The 16332-nt window shown below is 67.6% G+C and carries 15 protein-coding genes; 7 read left to right on the top strand and 8 right to left on the bottom strand.

The features are described 5' to 3' along the window. Positions 1 to 41: 41 nt before the first annotated feature. A complete protein-coding gene (locus KY497_RS00865; protein WP_151486915.1) occupies positions 42 to 1772 on the top strand; it encodes an L-aspartate oxidase in 1731 nt (576 codons plus the stop codon). A 58-nt stretch (positions 1773 to 1830) separates the two neighbouring features. On the opposite strand, the gene KY497_RS00860 is transcribed toward KY497_RS00865, so the two are convergent. Beyond that, positions 1831 to 2139: a hypothetical protein gene (locus KY497_RS00860; RefSeq protein ID WP_055876915.1), complete on the bottom strand. Its 309-nt coding sequence runs from the start codon at positions 2137 to 2139 to the stop codon at positions 1831 to 1833. A gap of 75 nt (positions 2140 to 2214) precedes the next feature. Beyond that, the gene (locus tag KY497_RS00855) at positions 2215 to 2847 is read right to left on the bottom strand and encodes a hypothetical protein (RefSeq protein WP_219869595.1); all 633 of its coding nucleotides are present in this window, start codon (positions 2845 to 2847) and stop codon (positions 2215 to 2217) included. A 55-nt stretch (positions 2848 to 2902) separates the two neighbouring features. Here KY497_RS00855 and KY497_RS00850 point away from each other — a divergent pair, with 55 nt between their 5' ends. Together KY497_RS00850 and KY497_RS00845 are read left to right on the top strand one after the other, a co-directional pair. After that, on the top strand, positions 2903 to 4405 hold the full coding sequence (locus KY497_RS00850) for an L-serine ammonia-lyase, iron-sulfur-dependent, subunit alpha (RefSeq protein ID WP_219869594.1): 1503 nt from the start codon (positions 2903 to 2905) through the stop codon (positions 4403 to 4405). A gap of 66 nt (positions 4406 to 4471) precedes the next feature. Beyond that, positions 4472 to 5224 (top strand): AAA family ATPase, encoded by a 753-nt coding sequence (locus tag KY497_RS00845; protein ID WP_127481796.1) that lies wholly within the window; start codon positions 4472 to 4474, stop codon positions 5222 to 5224. 136 nt (positions 5225 to 5360) lie between these two features. Here the strand turns inward: KY497_RS00845 and hrpB are convergent, their stop codons facing one another. From hrpB to KY497_RS00820, 5 genes are all read right to left on the bottom strand, one after another. Further along, on the bottom strand, positions 5361 to 7913 hold the full coding sequence (gene hrpB, locus KY497_RS00840; protein WP_219869593.1) for an ATP-dependent helicase HrpB: 2553 nt from the start codon (positions 7911 to 7913) through the stop codon (positions 5361 to 5363). Positions 7914 to 8116: 203 nt separating this feature from the next. Beyond that, positions 8117 to 9721 (bottom strand): SPFH domain-containing protein, encoded by a 1605-nt coding sequence (locus KY497_RS00835; protein WP_219869592.1) that lies wholly within the window; start codon positions 9719 to 9721, stop codon positions 8117 to 8119. A 162-nt stretch (positions 9722 to 9883) separates the two neighbouring features. Then, positions 9884 to 10312, bottom strand: coding sequence for a MarR family winged helix-turn-helix transcriptional regulator (locus KY497_RS00830; RefSeq protein WP_055877883.1), 429 nt, complete (start codon positions 10310 to 10312; stop codon positions 9884 to 9886). Positions 10313 to 10685: 373 nt separating this feature from the next. Then, entirely contained in the window at positions 10686 to 11333 is a 648-nt protein-coding gene (locus tag KY497_RS00825; protein ID WP_196383417.1) for a LysE family translocator, read from the bottom strand. A gap of 156 nt (positions 11334 to 11489) precedes the next feature. After that, positions 11490 to 12620 carry an MFS transporter gene (locus KY497_RS00820; RefSeq protein ID WP_219869591.1) on the bottom strand — a complete coding sequence of 377 codons (1131 nt, stop codon included), beginning with the start codon at positions 12618 to 12620 and terminating at the stop codon, positions 11490 to 11492. 76 nt (positions 12621 to 12696) lie between these two features. On the opposite strand from KY497_RS00820, the gene KY497_RS00815 reads away from it, so the two are divergent. The 4 genes from KY497_RS00815 to KY497_RS00800 all read left to right on the top strand — a co-directional run bounded on the left by KY497_RS00815 (position 12697) and on the right by KY497_RS00800 (position 15593). Next, a complete protein-coding gene (locus tag KY497_RS00815; RefSeq protein ID WP_219869590.1) occupies positions 12697 to 13056 on the top strand; it encodes a MerR family transcriptional regulator in 360 nt (119 codons plus the stop codon). A gap of 228 nt (positions 13057 to 13284) precedes the next feature. After that, a complete protein-coding gene (locus tag KY497_RS00810) occupies positions 13285 to 14334 on the top strand; it encodes a S66 peptidase family protein (protein WP_219869589.1) in 1050 nt (349 codons plus the stop codon). An 85-nt stretch (positions 14335 to 14419) separates the two neighbouring features. Continuing rightward, complete coding sequence (locus KY497_RS00805) at positions 14420 to 14971, top strand: GNAT family N-acetyltransferase (protein ID WP_219869588.1); 552 nt, start codon at positions 14420 to 14422, stop codon at positions 14969 to 14971. 154 nt (positions 14972 to 15125) lie between these two features. Continuing rightward, positions 15126 to 15593, top strand: a complete 468-nt coding sequence (locus KY497_RS00800) for a GNAT family N-acetyltransferase (protein WP_219869587.1) — start codon at positions 15126 to 15128, stop codon at positions 15591 to 15593. Between the two features lie 145 nt (positions 15594 to 15738). Here the strand turns inward: KY497_RS00800 and KY497_RS00795 are convergent, their stop codons facing one another. Beyond that, positions 15739 to 16161, bottom strand: coding sequence for an HIT family protein (locus tag KY497_RS00795; protein WP_258185980.1), 423 nt, complete (start codon positions 16159 to 16161; stop codon positions 15739 to 15741). Positions 16162 to 16332: the final 171 nt, after the last annotated feature.

Genomic DNA, 16332 nt, shown 5'->3' with positions numbered 1-16332 from the left:
TGCATTGGAGTTATTAGGATCGCCTAACTAGCGTGGATCGCATGGCTACGCGCGAACGACAGATATCCACCACGGTCCTCGTCATCGGCACCGGCGGCTCCGGGCTGCGGGCGGCGATCGAGATCGCCGAACACGGTGTCGACGTGCTCGCCGTCGGCAAACGCCCGAGGCAGGATGCGCACACCTCGCTCGCCGCCGGCGGCATCAACGCGGCGCTCGGCACCATGGACGCGGATGACAGCTGGCAGCAGCACGCTGCCGACACCATCAAGGAGAGCTACCTGCTCGCCAACCCGCACACGGTCGAGATCGTCACTCAGGGCGCCGAACGCGGCATCCGCGACCTCGAGCGCTGGGGCATGGACTTCGCCCGCGAAGACGACGGTCGCATCTCCCAGCGCTTTTTCGGTGCCCACACCTTCCGCCGCACGGCCTTCGCCGGCGATTACACGGGCCTGGAGATCCAGCGCACTCTGGTGCGCAAGGCCGAGCAGCTCGAGGTCCCGATCCTCGACCACGTCTACATCACGCGCCTGCTCGTGCGCGACAACGTGGTGTTCGGGGCCTACGGCTTCGACCAGGCCGACGGCACCCGCTACCTCATCCACGCCGACGCCGTCATCCTCGCCGCCGGCGGACACAATCGCATCTGGCGGCGCACCTCCTCCCGCCGCGACGAGAACACGGGCGACTCCTTCCGTCTCGCCGTCGATGCGGGCGCCAGGCTCCGCGACCCCGAGCTCGTGCAGTTCCACCCGTCCGGCATCATCGAGCCGGAGAGTGCAGCGGGCACCCTGATCTCCGAAGCGGCTCGCGGGGAAGGCGGCATCTTGCGCAACGCTCTCGGCGAGCGGTTCATGGCGAAGTACGACCCCGAGCGGATGGAGCTGTCGACCAGGGACCGCGTCGCGCTCGCCGCGTACACCGAGATCCAGGAAGGACGCGGCACCGAGAACGGCGGCGTCTGGCTCGACGTGTCGCACCTGCCCCGAGAGACGATCATGACCCGTCTGCCCCGCGTCTACCAGACGATGATGGAGCTGCAGATGCTCGACATCACGACAGATCCGATCGAGATCGCCCCGACCGCGCACTATTCGATGGGCGGCGTCTGGGTGCGATCGGAGGACCACCAGACCGACGTCGACGGGCTCTACGCGATCGGTGAGGCCTCCAGCGGATTGCACGGCGCGAACCGCCTGGGCGGGAACTCGCTCATCGAGCTTCTCGTCTACGGGCGCATCGTCGGACAGGCGGCCATGGAGCATGCGGCCGGTCTCGACGCCCAGCGTCGCTCGGCGTCGGCGGTCGCCGAGGCCCGCGCCGAGATCGATGACCTGCTCGCCGCGGAAGGACGCGAGAACGTGCGCGCCCTGCAGCGTGCGATCCGCAACCTCATGACCCGGTACGCCGGTGTGGTGCGCTCGGAGGAGGGGCTGCTGGCAGGCCTCGCCGACCTCGACATGATCGAGGGACGCATGGAGGACATCGGCATCCACCCCGACATCGCGGGCTTCCAGGACCTCGCGCACGCGTTCGACCTCAAGGCCTCAGCGCTCGCCGCCCGCGCCACGCTCGAGGCCGCACTGGAGCGTCGCGAGACGCGCGGATGCCACAACCGCAGCGACTTCCCCGACAGTGATCCCACGCTGCAGGTGAACCTGGTGTGGTCGCCGAAGGACGGCGTGACCCGGGAGGCGATCCCTGAGATCTCGCCCGAGATCGCCGAGCTCATGCGCGAGGTCGACACCACGGGCAAGCTCGTCGAGTAGTCGCGGACCCGACTCGGAACCGGCTCGCCGGGGCGACGCTCACTCGCCGGGGCGACGCTCAGTCGGCCTGCGGCTCCTCGGTGTCGATCACGCCGATGCCGACGGCCTCATGATCGGGCTCGGCCTCGTCGCGCTGGGGTGCTTTGGGTTCCTCGCCCGGAGCCTTCTCGGTGCTCGGCTCCTGCAACTGCTCGGTGCTCGGCACCTCATCGGGGTCTGCCTGCTCAGCGGACTCGGCCTGTGCGGGGGAGGCATCCGGCGCGGGCGACTCCGCCGTCACTTCTCCCGCATCGGCGCCCGATGAGGGTGTGGGTGTGGGAGCCTGCGTCTCGGGAGACGGTTCCTGCTCGGGTGTGCTGTTCGTCATGATCGTCCCTTTCGCGATGTCGTCGCCATCAGGATGCCGTCGCAACCGCACCGGATGAAGGGGCTTGACGCGGCCTCAGAAGTGCATCTGCTTCAGCGTGCCGTACTTGATCAGCAGTTCCTCGAGAGCGTCGCCGTCTTTGTACTCCACGCGCACGGTCTTGCCGGTGCCGCCCGCGAGCACGATGTCGGGTCCGTTCGAGAACAGCAGCGTCGACCAGGGCGAGGTGAACACGGTCGTCCCTGCGGCATCCCTGGCCGTGACGCCGTCGGCATCCAGCGCGATCTCGACGATCTTGTCGGACCCCTTCACCGGGAAGACGGCGGGGAACTCGCTTCCCTCCCATTCGCGGAAGTAGGCGCTCAGGCCGATCTTCGCCTGCGGGAAACGTGCACGCAGACTGCGTCCGATCCGCGAGACGTGCACCTCATGCTCGGCGCGTTCTCCCTGATCATCGGTGATCGCGACCGTGACGGTCCCGCCGATCGGGTAGGTCTGCCGGAACAGCTCCTCCTGGTGCTTGTCATCCGGTGCCAGGTCGCTGCTCTCCAGGAACGGCTGCTCGCCGATCCACCCGGTGCGCACGCTCCAGGTGCGGGTCGTCGCCTTGCTCTTCTTGCGCGAGCTGAGAACGCCGAACACGACGATCAGCACGAGCACGAGCGCGCCCGCCGCGAGGAACAGCAGGATCCCGGTGTCATCACTCATGCGATCAGGTTAATGGGGGTGAACTGAAGAGGGGAAGGCGGCGTACCCTGGACGAGTGACTGCGTACGTCTCGGCCTTCGACCTGTTCTCCATCGGAGTGGGGCCCTCGAGCTCCCATACGGTGGGCCCGATGCGCGCGGCCCTGGACTTCGTCCACCGGCTCGGCGCGAGCCAGACGCTCAGCGCGGTGTCGCGGATCGAGTGCACGCTGTTCGGTTCGCTGGGAGCGACCGGTATCGGACACGGAACGCCGGATGCCGTCGTGGCGGGGCTGCGGGGATTGTCGCCGGAGAGCTGCGACCCTGCGGAGGTGCGTTCGGCCTGGACCGAGTACCCGGCGGGTGAGCCGCTCACTCTCGATGGCCAGCAGCAGATCCCGTTCGCGAAGACCGACATCGTCTTCGCGCCACGCACCAGGCTGACCGGTCATCCGAACGCCATGACGATCACCGCGTGGGACGCCGCCGGCGCGACGATCGCCGAGGAGACCTACTACTCGATCGGCGGAGGCTTCATCCGGCGTGAGGGGGAAGAAACGTCGATCACCTCTGCCGGCTTCCCCTATTCCTACGCGGATGCCGCGTCGCTGCTCGCCCTCTGTGACGAGAACGGACTGTCGATCGCCGAGGTCGCGCGACTGAACGAGACTGCGGTGCGCAGCGAGGAAGAGGTCGCTGCCGGGCTGGACGCGATCTGGAATGCCATGTCGGCGTGCGTCGATGCCGGCCTGCACTCCGACGGTGTGCTGCCCGGCATGCTCAAGGTGAAGCGGCGGGCGAGCACGATCCGTGCGCAGCTCGATGAGGTCGAGGCCGACGGGCACCGTGAACTCCCCGGCGAATGGCTCGGGGCTTTCGCGCTCGCGGTCAACGAGGAGAACGCGGCGGGCGGGCGCGTCGTCACTGCACCCACGAACGGTGCGGCCGGCATTCTGCCCGCAGTAGCGATGTACTGGTGGCGGTTCCTTGCCGACTCCGGGCTCGGTGCCGGCAATGCCGTGACGCCCTACGGCGAGCTGGTCGGAAGTGCGCTGCTGGGCTTCGGCCCTGACGGTCGCAGCCTCGCCGCACAGGTGGATGCCGACCTCGACCCGGAGCAGACGGCCGAGGCGAACCGCCGCCGTGGCATCCGTCGTTTCCTGCTGACGGCGACCGCTCTCGGCTCGCTGTTCAAAGCGAACGCCTCGATCTCGGGGGCGGAGGGCGGGTGTCAGGCCGAAGTGGGATCCGCCTGCGCGATGGCCGCGGGCGGCCTCACCGCGGTGATGGGCGGCACGAACCGTCAGATCGAGAACGCGGCCGAGATCGCGATGGAGCACCACCTCGGTCTCACCTGCGACCCGATCGGCGGGCTCGTGCAGATCCCGTGCATCGAGCGCAACGCGATCGCCGCCTCGACCGCCGTGACCGCCGCGCGTCTCGCGCTGCGCGGAGACGGCAGCCACTACGTGTCGCTGGATGCCGTGGTCGAGACGATGCGCCAGACCGGCGCCGACATGTCGACCAAGTACAAGGAGACCAGCGAGGGCGGACTCGCGGTCAACGTCATCGAGTGCTGAGCGCCACTGGCGCGCCGTGTCGGTAGTCGCGGATAGCCTCCTCGGAGACCGACCGAGGAGAGTGTGATGGATCCGTTCTGGGACCCGCGCAGCAAGCGCCGGCGCCAGCAGCCGGTCGTCGCCGTGCATCCGACCGATGACGCGCCCACGCCCGGCGCGCAGTGGCCCACGAGCATCCCGGCCGTCGCCCAGGTGCTGCGGGAGGGTATCGATCTCGACCCCGGAGTGACATTCCTCGTCGGCGAGAACGGCAGCGGCAAGTCGACCATCGTCGAAGGGGTCGCGATCGCCTACGGATTGTCGCCCGAGGGCGGGTCGCGCCAGGCGAAGCACAGCACGCGCCCGACGGAGTCGCCGTTGTCGGAGTGGTTGCGGCTCCAGCGTGGCGTGGGTGCGAACCGGTGGGGTTTCTTCCTGCGCGCCGAGACGATGCACTCGTTCTACACGTACCTGGAAGAGAATCCCTCGCCCCGCGGTGACATCGCCTTTCACGAGATGAGCCATGGCGAGTCGTTCCTCGCGCTGCTGGAGAGCCGGTTCGATGAGCCGGGGTTCTACTGCCTCGATGAGCCCGAGGCCGCACTGTCGTTCTCCTCGACGCTCGCGCTCATCGCCGTACTGCAGCGCATCGTCGACGAGGGCGGCCAGGTGCTATGTGCCACGCACTCTCCCGTGCTCGCCGCGTTGCCCGGGGCGCGCATCCTCGAGGTCGGTGACTGGGGCATCCGCTCCGCCGAGTGGAACGACCTCGAACTCGTGAATCACTGGCGGTCGTTCCTCGACTCGCCTCCGCGCTACCTGCGTCATCTGCTCGACTGACCTCGTCTCGATCCGCGGCGCACGTCGCAGGCTGGCGAGTCGGTTCACGCAGCTGCGGCACCGCGCGGCAGCACTCAGGCTGCGGCTGCGCCACGCGCTGAGACGCCGGCCGAGGCCCCTCTCAGTGAGTGGAGCGTCAGCGGGCGGAGCGGTTCTTGGTGTGCCTGGTCGGTGCGGTGGCCCAGGGATCCTCGGGCCACGGGTGCTTCGGATACCGGCCGCGCATCTCGGCGCGCACCTGGGCATACGGGCCCGACCAGAACGAGTTCAGGTCATCGGTGACCGCGAGCGGGTGTCCGGCGGGGGAGAGCAGATGGAAGAGCACCGGCACACGCCCGTCGACCAGCCGGGGAGTCTCGGCCCACCCGAAGCACTCCTGCAGCTTCACCGCGACCACGGGCCGGGCGTCGGGGTCGTCGGGCGCCGGGTAGGCGATGCGGATGCGGGAGCCGGTGGGAACTTCCAGACGCTCGGGCACGAGCTCGTCGAAACGCGCGGCCTCGGGCCACGGCAGCAGTCGGCGCAGCGCCGACGTCAGCTCCAGCCGCGCGGCAGGAGTGCCGGATGCCAGTGCGTCGAGCTCCGGCGCGAGCCAGGCGTCGAGGGCGGCGAGCAGCCCGGCGTCCGAGACATCCGGCCACGGCGACCCCAGTTCACGATGCAGCAGCGCCAGACGACGCCGCAGCTCGGCGGCCGGGGTGGACCACGTGAACATGCCCAGCCCCTCGCGCTGCAGCGTGCGGCGGACGGCGTCGCGGCCCTCTTCGGCCGATGCGCGCACCGGTGCCGAGGAACGCAGGATTGCTCCCACGCGCCGCTCGCGTCGTGCCTGCAGGCGACCTGCAACGAACTCTGCCTCGACGCGGTCGGTGAGCAGGTGGCTCGCCGCGTGCTCCATCTGCTCCTCGGTGAGCATCGCCGCCGACCGGACGATCGCCCCGGATCCGGCGGACCCGCGCCCGGACGCGCGCGCGACGTCGGCGATGGCCAGCCACTCGACCGCCGCGAGCGGGCCGGTCACTCCCGCGCGGGTGCCGGATGCCAGCAGGAAAGTCGCCCCGTCGGCCGAGCGGTCCACGCGACGCGCGACGCGCTCGGGGAAAGCCAGCGCGATCACGAGGCCGACGCCGTCGAGGTCGGAGCGCAACCCCGGTGTCGCCGTGCTCAGACGCTCGAGACGATCCGCGTCGGTGCGCCAGCGGCGGGCATCCGCCGTGCGTCCGCCTCGCAGGGCGATGAGTGCCTGCGCGACATCGGAGTCCGCGGAGCGCAGGTCGCCGCCCACCAGCGCGACGACCTCGGCGGCGAGTCGAGCGCCCACCGCTGGACCGCCATCACGCAGCGCGCGTGCGAGCCGCGGATCGGTGGGGATGCGGGCCAGGGCGCGGCCCTCGTCGGTGGCGCGGCCCTCATCGTCGATCGCGCCGAGTCCGTGCAGCACCGTGATGGCGTCGGCCAGGCTGTCAGCGGGCAGGGGGTCGATCAGCCGCAGACCGGCACCGCCCGGCGCACCCCAGCACGCGAGTAGCAGGGCCGCATCAGCCAGGTCGCTCGACGCGATCCCCGGTGTCGGGCGGGCGGGGGCGGCGGCGTAGGTGCGTTCGTCAATGCAGCGGACGACGGTCCCCGGTCCCTGGCGAGTGCCGCGGCCGGCGCGCTGCACGCTCGACGAACGGGAAGCCGCGGCGGTCACGAGCCCCGTCATCCCACGCGCCGCGTCGCGCTGAGGGGTGCGCGCCAGGCAGGTGTCGACCACCAGCCGCACACCGGGCACGGTGAGCGAGGACTCTGCGAGCGAGGTCGTGACGATGATGCGGGTCTGCTCGTCCTGGCGGCGCCCGCGGATCACGGCATCCTGTTCGGACGCGGGCATGCGACCATGCAGCTCCCGCACGTCGAAGGCATCGGTCGTGTCGCGGACGCGGCGGGCGATCTCCGACACCTCGCGGGCGCCCGGCGCGAAGACCAGCACATCGGCCGCGGGGTCGTCGTGGCGCAGCTCCCGAGCGGCGGATGCGGTGGTCCGCGAGACGTGATCCAGGAACGCCCAGGTGACACCGCGCTCGTCGAGGCGCGGTGCAGGGCTCGGAGCCCAGCGCTCGGTGAGGGGGAAGGCGGGAACATCGTGGTCGACGATCGGGGCTGGTTGCTCGTCGACGCCGAGGACGGACGCGATGCGCGCGGCGTCGAGGGTGGCCGACATGGCGATGAGGACGAGGTCGTCTCGCAGCTCGCGTACCTCCGAGAGCAGGCCGATCAGGAGGTCAGTCTCGAGCGCGCGCTCGTGCACCTCGTCGATGATCACCGCATCGACGCCCTGGAGGCCGGGGTCGTTCAGCAGCCGCCGCAGCAGGACGCCGGCCGTGACGAATTCGACCCGCGTCTCCTTTGCGACCGCGCGCTCGCCTCGGACCGTGAACCCCACACGAGTGCCGAGCGGGGAACCGTCGAGCTGTGCGAGCCGGCGCGCGGCGGCCCTGGCGGCGACGCGACGCGGCTGGGTGACGATGACGCGGCCGGTCGAACGAGAGGCGAGCAGCGGTGGCACGAGCGTCGTCTTGCCGGTGCCTGGCGGCGCGCTCACCACCGCTGACGTGCTCGTGTCGAGCGTCTGGGCGAGCTCGTCGAGGGCAGCCGCGAACGAGAGTCCTGCGCCGATGGTGGCGAGGTCGAAGGCAGCTGACGTCATCGTCCCAGTCTGCCCGGTCGGCGTCGTCCGGCGTCGTCCACAACTCAGGACGGTTGCGTCCGATGCGGTCAGATCCGGCATTCTGGCCGGCCGCCGGCGACGAATCTCCTGAGTCAGCGATGGGAAAGGGGAGCCCGCACGAAGACAGCGGATGCCGCGACCGGAATCGGCCGCGGCATCCGCTGTCTCTGTGGTGACGGGGGCTACTCCACGTCAGCAGCCGGCGCTGCGGGCGGCGGCGGGGTGGTCGGGTTCGGAACCCGCGTCTGCGCAGGCGCAGGAGCGGCGGCCGCAGCCACACCCTCGCCGATGCCGCGACCGACGGCCTGACCCTGGATGATGCCGGCGAGGTCGAGCCCCGTGGCCGAGTGGACGCTGTCGAACACCGACCGCATCGCGATTGCGCTGTCGGCTCCGACGACGTTCGAGGCGCCGTCTTCGCCCGAGCCTCCGATGATCGACACGTTGCCGATCGCGGCGTAGCCCTTCGAGAACTCCGCCATGATCGACGGCAGCACTTCGAGCACCCGCTGCGAGAGGAACGCGTCCTGGTTCGACGCGATGGCCTTCGCCTCCGCCTCGAGGGCGGCCGCTCGCGCGTCACCCTCGGCACGGATCGCGTCGGCCTCGGCGCTGGCGCGCAGGCGGCGGGCTTCGGACTCGGCCTCTGCCTGGGACCGCAGCGCGTCTGCCTCACCCTGCGCCTTCGCGACAGCCGCAGCTGCTTCACCGTCGGCGCGTGCCCTGTCGGCCTGGGCCTGCTGCTCGGCGATGCGAGTACGGGCCTCGGCCTGCTTGACCTGCTCGATCGCGGCAGCCTCGGCCGCGCGCTCGCGGGTGTACAGCTCGGCCTGTGCGCGGGTCTCCGCCTCATACCGCTGCGCGTCGGCGACGCGCTTGACGTCGGCGTCGAGCTGAGCCTGCTTGTTCTCGGCCTGCTGCTGCAGAACGGCCTGCTGCGCCTGCTCGCGGGCGAGGTTCTCAGCCTGCTCGGCCTCGGCGCGAGCCCGACCGATGCCGGCGTTGGAGTTCGCAGTGTTGGTGTCGAGCGCGGTCTGCTCGATCAGGTTGGCTTCCTGGTTCGCGATGTTCTTCTGGTTGATCGCGCGGTCGGCGTTGGTCTGCGAGATCTCCGCGGACTGGCGCTTCGCCTGGATCTCAGGAGCACCGAGCGACTGGATGTAGCCGACCTTGTCGGTGATGCCCTTGATCTGGAACGAGTCGAGGATCAGGCCCTGCTCGGCGAGCTCCTGAGAGACATCGGCGGCGATCTGGTCGGAGAACTTCTTGCGCTCGCGCATCAGCTCGACGACCGAGAGGGTGGCCACGATGCCGCGGAGGGCACCTTCGAGCTGCTCGGTGGTGAACTGCTCGATCGCCTTGTCCTGCGAGGCGAAGCGCTCGGCGGCACGGCGCACCAGGATCGGGTCGGAGCCGATCTTCACGATCGCGACGCCGTCGACGTTCAGGGTCACGCTGTCGAGCGACTGGGCCTCGGCGTTGAGGGAGACCTGGCGTGAGCGCAGCGAGATGATCTCGTGGCGCTGCGTGATCGGGTTGACGAGCGACTTGCCGTTCACGATGACCGTGACCGGTGACTCCGACATCTCGGACCTGCTCGAGCCGTCTGCCGAGAGGACTGCGGTCTGCACCTTCTGCTTGCGACCGGAGATCACGAGTGCCTCGTCGGCGCGAGCGACCTTGATCCAGCTGCGTGCGAACAGCAGCAGGATGAGCAGTAGGACGACGACGACGACGACGGCGATTCCGACGATGACGAGGATGCCGACGATTCCGGCGATCTCCATGGATGACCTCCCTGGTTCCCCCCGAGGGGGCGGTCTCGAGCGCGCCGTGGTGCGCGCCTTCGTCCCCCACCCTGCCAGATAGTGCCCGCCCGCGTTGAGGAGACGACGGTTGTGAGCGGAACAGGAGTACCTCGCACGGCGCTCTGCGCTGTGCAGGGGAGGTCAGCGGGCGCGGAGCTTCTCCGCGAGGTCGCGCAGGGCGCGCAGCTCGTCGTCGTCCAGGCGCGACATGCGGTCGGCGATTGAGCGTCCGTGCACGGTGGCGAGCGCGCGGAACGCCTTCGCGCCCTCATCGGTCGCGCGGATCAGGGCACCGCGACCGTCGTCGGGGTCCGCGCACTTCGCCACGAGTCCTCGCGTGACCATGCGGTCGACCAGACGCGAGACGCTGGGCTGACTGATCAGCATGTTCGAGGTGATGTCGCGCAGCCGCGCGGTCATGTCGGGGGAGCGGGTCACCGTGAGCAGCACATCGTATTCGGCCTGTGTGATATCGCTGTGCTCGAAGTCGCTCAACATCTCGGTGAACAACTGGTGCTGCGCGCGGAACAGGCTCTCCCAGGCCTCCAGGGCGAGCTTGCGATCGGTCATCATCACAGGATAGTGCGAACAGTAAAGGGCCGGTCGGAGAGGCTCCCGACCGGCCCTTGTCCCTTGCACCAAGAGTGTCCTGCAATCACATGCGGTGAGTGCCACAGCAAACATTCACCGTGTGATCACTGTATAACGGCGAGATAACGAATGCAACGGTTTGGTCACGGAAAGTTCGGGTGGGTGTTGTTGTCCAGTCTTGTCGTTTCTCACGAATGTTGTCGGATTCTCACGAGTGTTGTCGCGGCGTCTCACAACGGTGTCGTGGATCGGGAGGAAGTCGTACGCGCGCGCGGCGAGGATCGCTGCTGATCGCGGCCGTTAGATCCTTGAGCGTCTTTGTGGGCAACGTGACACGAAGTTCTCCGGTCGGCTACGGCGCGACCGCGGGAGCGGGCGCATCGATCGCGAGCTTCACGCCGATTGCGCCGAGAAGTGTGCCGGTGACCCACTTCTGCCATCGCATCCAGGCCGGCTTGCGTTGTAGGAAGGTGGCGACTGATCCGGCCGCGATGATGATCGCGCCGTTGACGGCGACGCCGACGAGGATCTGGATCGCGCCGAGCTGGAATCCCTGTGCGACGATGCTGCCGGCGGCGGGGTCGATGAACTGCGGGATGAGCGCGAGGTAGAGGATCGCGACCTTCGGGTTGAGGAGGTTCGTCAGGAGTCCCATGCGGAAGAGCTTGCCGAACGAGTCACGCGGAAGATCGTTGGTCTCGAACAGCGACTTCCCGCCCGGGCGGAGCGTCTTGTAGGCGAGCCAGAGCAGGTAGACGGCGCCTGCGACCTTCAGGGCGATGAATAACCACGGAACGACGAGGAACACTGCCGCCAACCCGAGGTTGGCCATCACCATGTACACGACGAAGCCCACCGCCGTGCCGGACAGCGACATCATCCCGGCGCGCCATCCCTGGCTGATGCTGCGCGAGACGAGGTACATCATGTTCGGGCCGGGGGTGAGGGCGAGCCCAAGCTCGATGAGCGCGATACCGAGGGCGGCGGATAGCGAGATCATGCACGCTTCTTTCGTGGGGTGGGTTGCGGTGAGCATCCCCCTCGATGCCGAACTCCGACAAGTCTCCCATTCGCTGCCGCAGGCGACAGCGCACCCCACTTCTCGAGCGGGTGTACCCCGGGTGGTGCGGCTCCGTCTCCGGGAGGAATCGGCAACCTAGCGGGCACCTTCATGCGGGGTGTTTAGGGGGCGCATCAGCAGAAGGCCGCCGAGGGTGGCTCCGGCTGCGACGCCGAGGTTGAGGACGGTGACGACGATGCTTCCGGCGAGAGGCCGGAAAGCAGTCGTGGATACGCGCATCACCCGGGTTTGCAGGATCGGGGGAAACGCGCCGACCGCGATTCCCCAGATCGCAACTCCGGTGATGAACACGACCGGTTGCCCTGAGCTCAGAGCGAGCACGGCGAGACCAACCGTCACCAGAGTTGCCGCGGCGACGATCGCACTGCGCGGGTATCGGTCGGACGCGAAACCGGATCCGGCGATACCTACTGCCCCGCTCACGCCGAACACCAGCAGCATCAAGGGGATCGCGGCCCCGGGTAGCCCGCCCAACTGGGTGACTAGGGCTGTGAGGTAGGTGAATACAGCGAAGTGCCCGACCAACACCAGCCCGCCCGCGATCGCTACCGCAATCACTCGGGAAGCGCTGCGATCCCACGCGCCGCCACCCGCAGGCAACGTTGACGGCACCTGTGGCAGGATGAGCCAGAGCACCCCGGCGATCAGGACAAGAACCACAGATAGGCCGGTGAAGATGGCCCGCCACCCCACCACATCGGCCAGAGCCGCCGCCACCGGTAGGCCGGCAAGGCCGGCGAGCGTGGGCCCAGCCAGGACGATCGCCAGTGCCCGTCCGAGCCGCTCGGCAGGGATGACGGAGGCGACGTAGGAAACGACGAGTGCCCAGAAGAGGCCGTGCGCCGTCGCGGCGAGGATACGGCCGGTAAGTGCGAGCGAGAGGCCAGAGGCAGTCGCGGTGAGCAGGTTCGCTGCCGCGATCACGATCAGACACGCTGCCAGCAGTGGCGTGCGGGGTAACCGGATCGTGAGTCGCACGAGTGGAATCCCCACGACCGCGATGGTGAGCGCCCAGGCGCTCACCAGCAACCCAATCGCTGATTCCGAGACGCCCAGATCGGCGCTCATCACCGGCAAGAGCCCGGATGGCAACATCTCTACCGTCACCGTCAGCAGCGTCGCCGCGGTCAACACCGCCAGAATCGGCCAGGCCCGCTGCGGACGGGCGCTGACGGGCAGGGGTGGCGGCGTCGATCGAGTGCTCATAGGACTACGGTAAAGATTGACATCACTGTCAAGGTCAAGTCCAACACCACAGGACCCGGGTACGAGGAGTATGCGGATGCGGATCGGTGAGATATCTCGGCGCAGTGCGGTGGCGCCCAGGGTGCTGCGCTACTACGAAGCCCAGGGGCTCCTGCAACCTGGACGACACCCCAACGGATACCGCGACTACACCGAATCCGACCTGAACCAGGTCGTCTCGATTCGCGATCTTTCTCGCTCCGGTGTCCCGACGCGATTCATCAAGATTGTCCTCGACCGTCAAAGCGGCCAATCGGAGTGGTCGAGCACCTGTGACGACATCCTCGCCCGCATGGTCACCGAGCAGATCGACGACCTCGACACCAAGATCGCCTGCCTCACCACCAGCCGCGCAGCGCTGACCCAATTCCTCCGCGAAACCTACGCCAGCACCTAACGCCGGCACGTTGCCGGGCGGGTGCGGCAGATACCTGGGTGTCTATATCGCCGCGTTGGTTCTTCTCGCAGTGCCCTGTCAGGGTCTGCCGAAAACGATCGTTTGCGGCCCGGCAATGCCGCAGCGCAGAACAGGACGTCACAAAGGTTCGCCGGAACGGGCTTTCGGCAGGGATTTTCGGACAGTCCGGGACCCACTATCGGCTCGGGCTTCTGGTGTAATCAGGGGGTGGTAGCAAAGTCGTTCAGAGCTGGTCCGAAGGCTCATCCAGGTGATCGGGTCGCGGTGATTTCGCCGGCAACCGCCGCTCCAGCGGTCTCGCCCACCCTGCACGATCAGGCGATGCGCCGGCTGACCGAGGCGACAGGACTGATCCCGGTCGAATACCCAACTACTCGGCAACTTGGCGCAAGTGCGGAGGCCCGTGCCGCCGACGTCACCGAAGCTTTCGCAGACCCCAGCATCCGCGCCGTGCTGGCCACGATCGGCGGCGACGATCAGGTGACCGTCATTCCGCATATCGAAGCCCGGGTGCTCGCGGCGAATCCGAAGCCGTTCCTGGGCTACAGCGACAACACGAACCTGCACAATCTGCTCTGGAACCTCGGCGTGCCGAGCTTCTACGGCGGGTCTACCCAGGTGCACCTGGGGCCTGGCCCTCATCTCGATGACATCCACGTGCGGTCGCTGCGGGCGGCCCTGCTCGACGGCGGGACTCTCGAGCTCACCGAGCCAGGAGAGTCCGAGGACTTCGGGTGGCCGTGGGAAGACCCCCGGTCTCTGTTGCACTTCGGTGCACGTGAGGCCACCGAGCCCTGGACGTGGGCCGGACCAGAGAAGGCCGTATCTGGTCGCAGCTGGGGCGGTTGCATCGAGGTCATCGACCAGATTGCTCTTGCCGGACGAATGCCCGATGTCTCTGACTTCAACGGGGCGATTCTTCTGCTGGAGACCGGCGGAGAGGGGCCGTCAGCGACCGAGGTCAAGCGTTGGGTACGCGCCCTGGGCGAGCGTGGAGTCCTCGGCGTCGTTGCCGGTGTGCTTGTTGCCAGACCGCCGGTTAGCAAGCTGCATTCACCCGTCCCCTCGGAGCGGGAGCGAACCCGCCTGCGCGAGGCGCAACGGGACACCATCATCGAGCAGATCGTCAGATACAACCCCGACGCGGTGGTCTGCGTCGGGGTGCCGTTCGGGCACACCCGTCCGCAGTGGATCGTCCCACATGGCGGCACGATTGCGCTCGACGGAGCACGCCGCATTGTGACTGCGGACTACTGAGTAGTCCCGCCGTAAACGATCGTTTTCGGCAGACGGCTGCCGGAGTGGCCGTCCTGCTGTGCGCACTCGCATGTCACCATGAGGGATGACTTCCAACCCACTGTCCCTACCGACGCTCTCAGGCGAGAAGGTCACACTTCGGGCATGGCGCCGCGCGGACACTGCGGTCATCGCGGAGGCCTCTCAGGACCCCCTGATTCCTCAACTGACCAGCGTGCCGACGACTTCGGATGAGAAGGAAGCGTTGGCCTTCATCGACCGACAGCATGCACGCCTGCGAGACCGAGCCGGATACGCGTTCGCCATCGCTGATCACGACGACAACGCGGTCGGGCACATCGGGCTCTACTTCATCCCTGGCGCATACGGCCGAGCCAGCGCCGGCTACTGGATCGCCAGCTCCCGTCGACGCCGCGGATTCGCGAAGGATGCCTTGACCGCCCTAACCTCGTGGGCCGTCACCCTCGAGGAGCTCGATCGCGTCGAGCTGTACGTGGAGCCTTGGAACGAAGGCTCCTGGCGGGTAGCTGAACAAGCAGGCTACGAGCGCGAGGGCCTACTCCGCGATTGGAAACGGGTGGGTGGCCAGCCGCGCGATATGTACATGTACTCATGGTTGACGCGACACGCGATCTAAGGTGCGGTCACGACCGCCTTCGCCAATGCCTGAGGCCGACGTTTGCGACGACCAAGCGGGCCGCAGCACGGTTTCAAGACGCAAACGATCGTTCTAGGCGGTGCTGATCGGTGCGTGACCGACCGAAGGTGGCCGCAGTGAATAGGCTTCGGTCATGTCGGTACGCAGAGCATTAGAGGCAGACATTGATCGGTTGGGTTCCCTCAGCGAAGGGATCCAACGGCTGCACGCGGAAGGAAGGCCCGACCTATTCCGAGCGCCTGATCACGAGATGCTGCGTGCATTCCTTGCTGAGCAACTGGCCAACGGGGCGATCCTCCTCATCGCAGAGCTTGACGGTGCGGCCGCCGGCTACCTGCTCGCAGAGATCAGCGCGCGACCCGCGAATCCATTCCGGCATGCGTCCAAGAGCCTGTACGTGCACCACATCGCGGTTGACCCTGCCATGCAGCGTCGGCGCATCGGTCAGGAACTGATGGACGCTGCTGTGGCTATCGGGCGAGCAGAGAACGTTGATGCCATGAGACTCGACTCGTGGTCTTTCAATACGAGCGCTCACGCGTTCTTCGAGGCGGAGGGACTCACGCCACTCAACGTGATCTTCGAACGAAAGCTGCTCTGACAGCCAGCAGCGGTAGCTCGGGCGCACCGAAACCCGTTGCCGAAAGCGGGTTCTGGAGAACCTTTGCGGCATCCCGTTCCGCCAACGCGGTGCGGCAACGCCGCAAACGATCGTTTTCGGCGGGGGCTTCGGTCAATCCTCGAATTCAATCTGCGTGCTCACCGCGGCCGTCGAGAAACGCGGTTGAATCTTCGAAGGAAAACGGCAGGCCCAGGGCCTTGCGCAGCCTAACCGCGTACGGTTCTCGCTCATCCGGTGCAACCCACCTGGACTGATCGTGGCGCCCATAAAGGTCGTCGGCCTCGTGACGTGGAAACACGTGCACGTGAAGATGCCAGACGTCTTGATCTCCTGCGGGCTCGTTGTGTTGTCGGATCGATGTACCCTCGCACCCATATGCCGAGCGAACGCCCACCGCAACGCGTTGCGTTAGTTCCCACACTGCGTGGCCGTCCTCCGGCGTGAGCCCATAGATGTTCTCAACGTGTGTGCGCGGAATCACGAGAACGGCACCCGCGTTCCCTGGCCACCACTTCGGCGCGATGCGCGCGAACGCACGCTCTGTCACGGCAACGACATCGGAAGGTAGGTTGCGCTCATTGAAGATGCCCTGCTGAAGTCCACAGAAGGGGCATGGGTAAGCGTCCGGTTCGTGAGTAACGGAAAGCACGCAAGATTGTCCCACGCGGCCTAGCTAACCCGCGGGTGAATCTCCACAAACTCTGCGTCCGCCGGAAAC

It is taken from the genome of Microbacterium sp. PAMC22086 (genome assembly GCF_019443525.1).
In the GTDB taxonomy this organism is placed as follows: domain Bacteria; phylum Actinomycetota; class Actinomycetes; order Actinomycetales; family Microbacteriaceae; genus Microbacterium; species Microbacterium maritypicum.
This window is presented reverse-complemented; position numbering and strand designations above follow the sequence as displayed.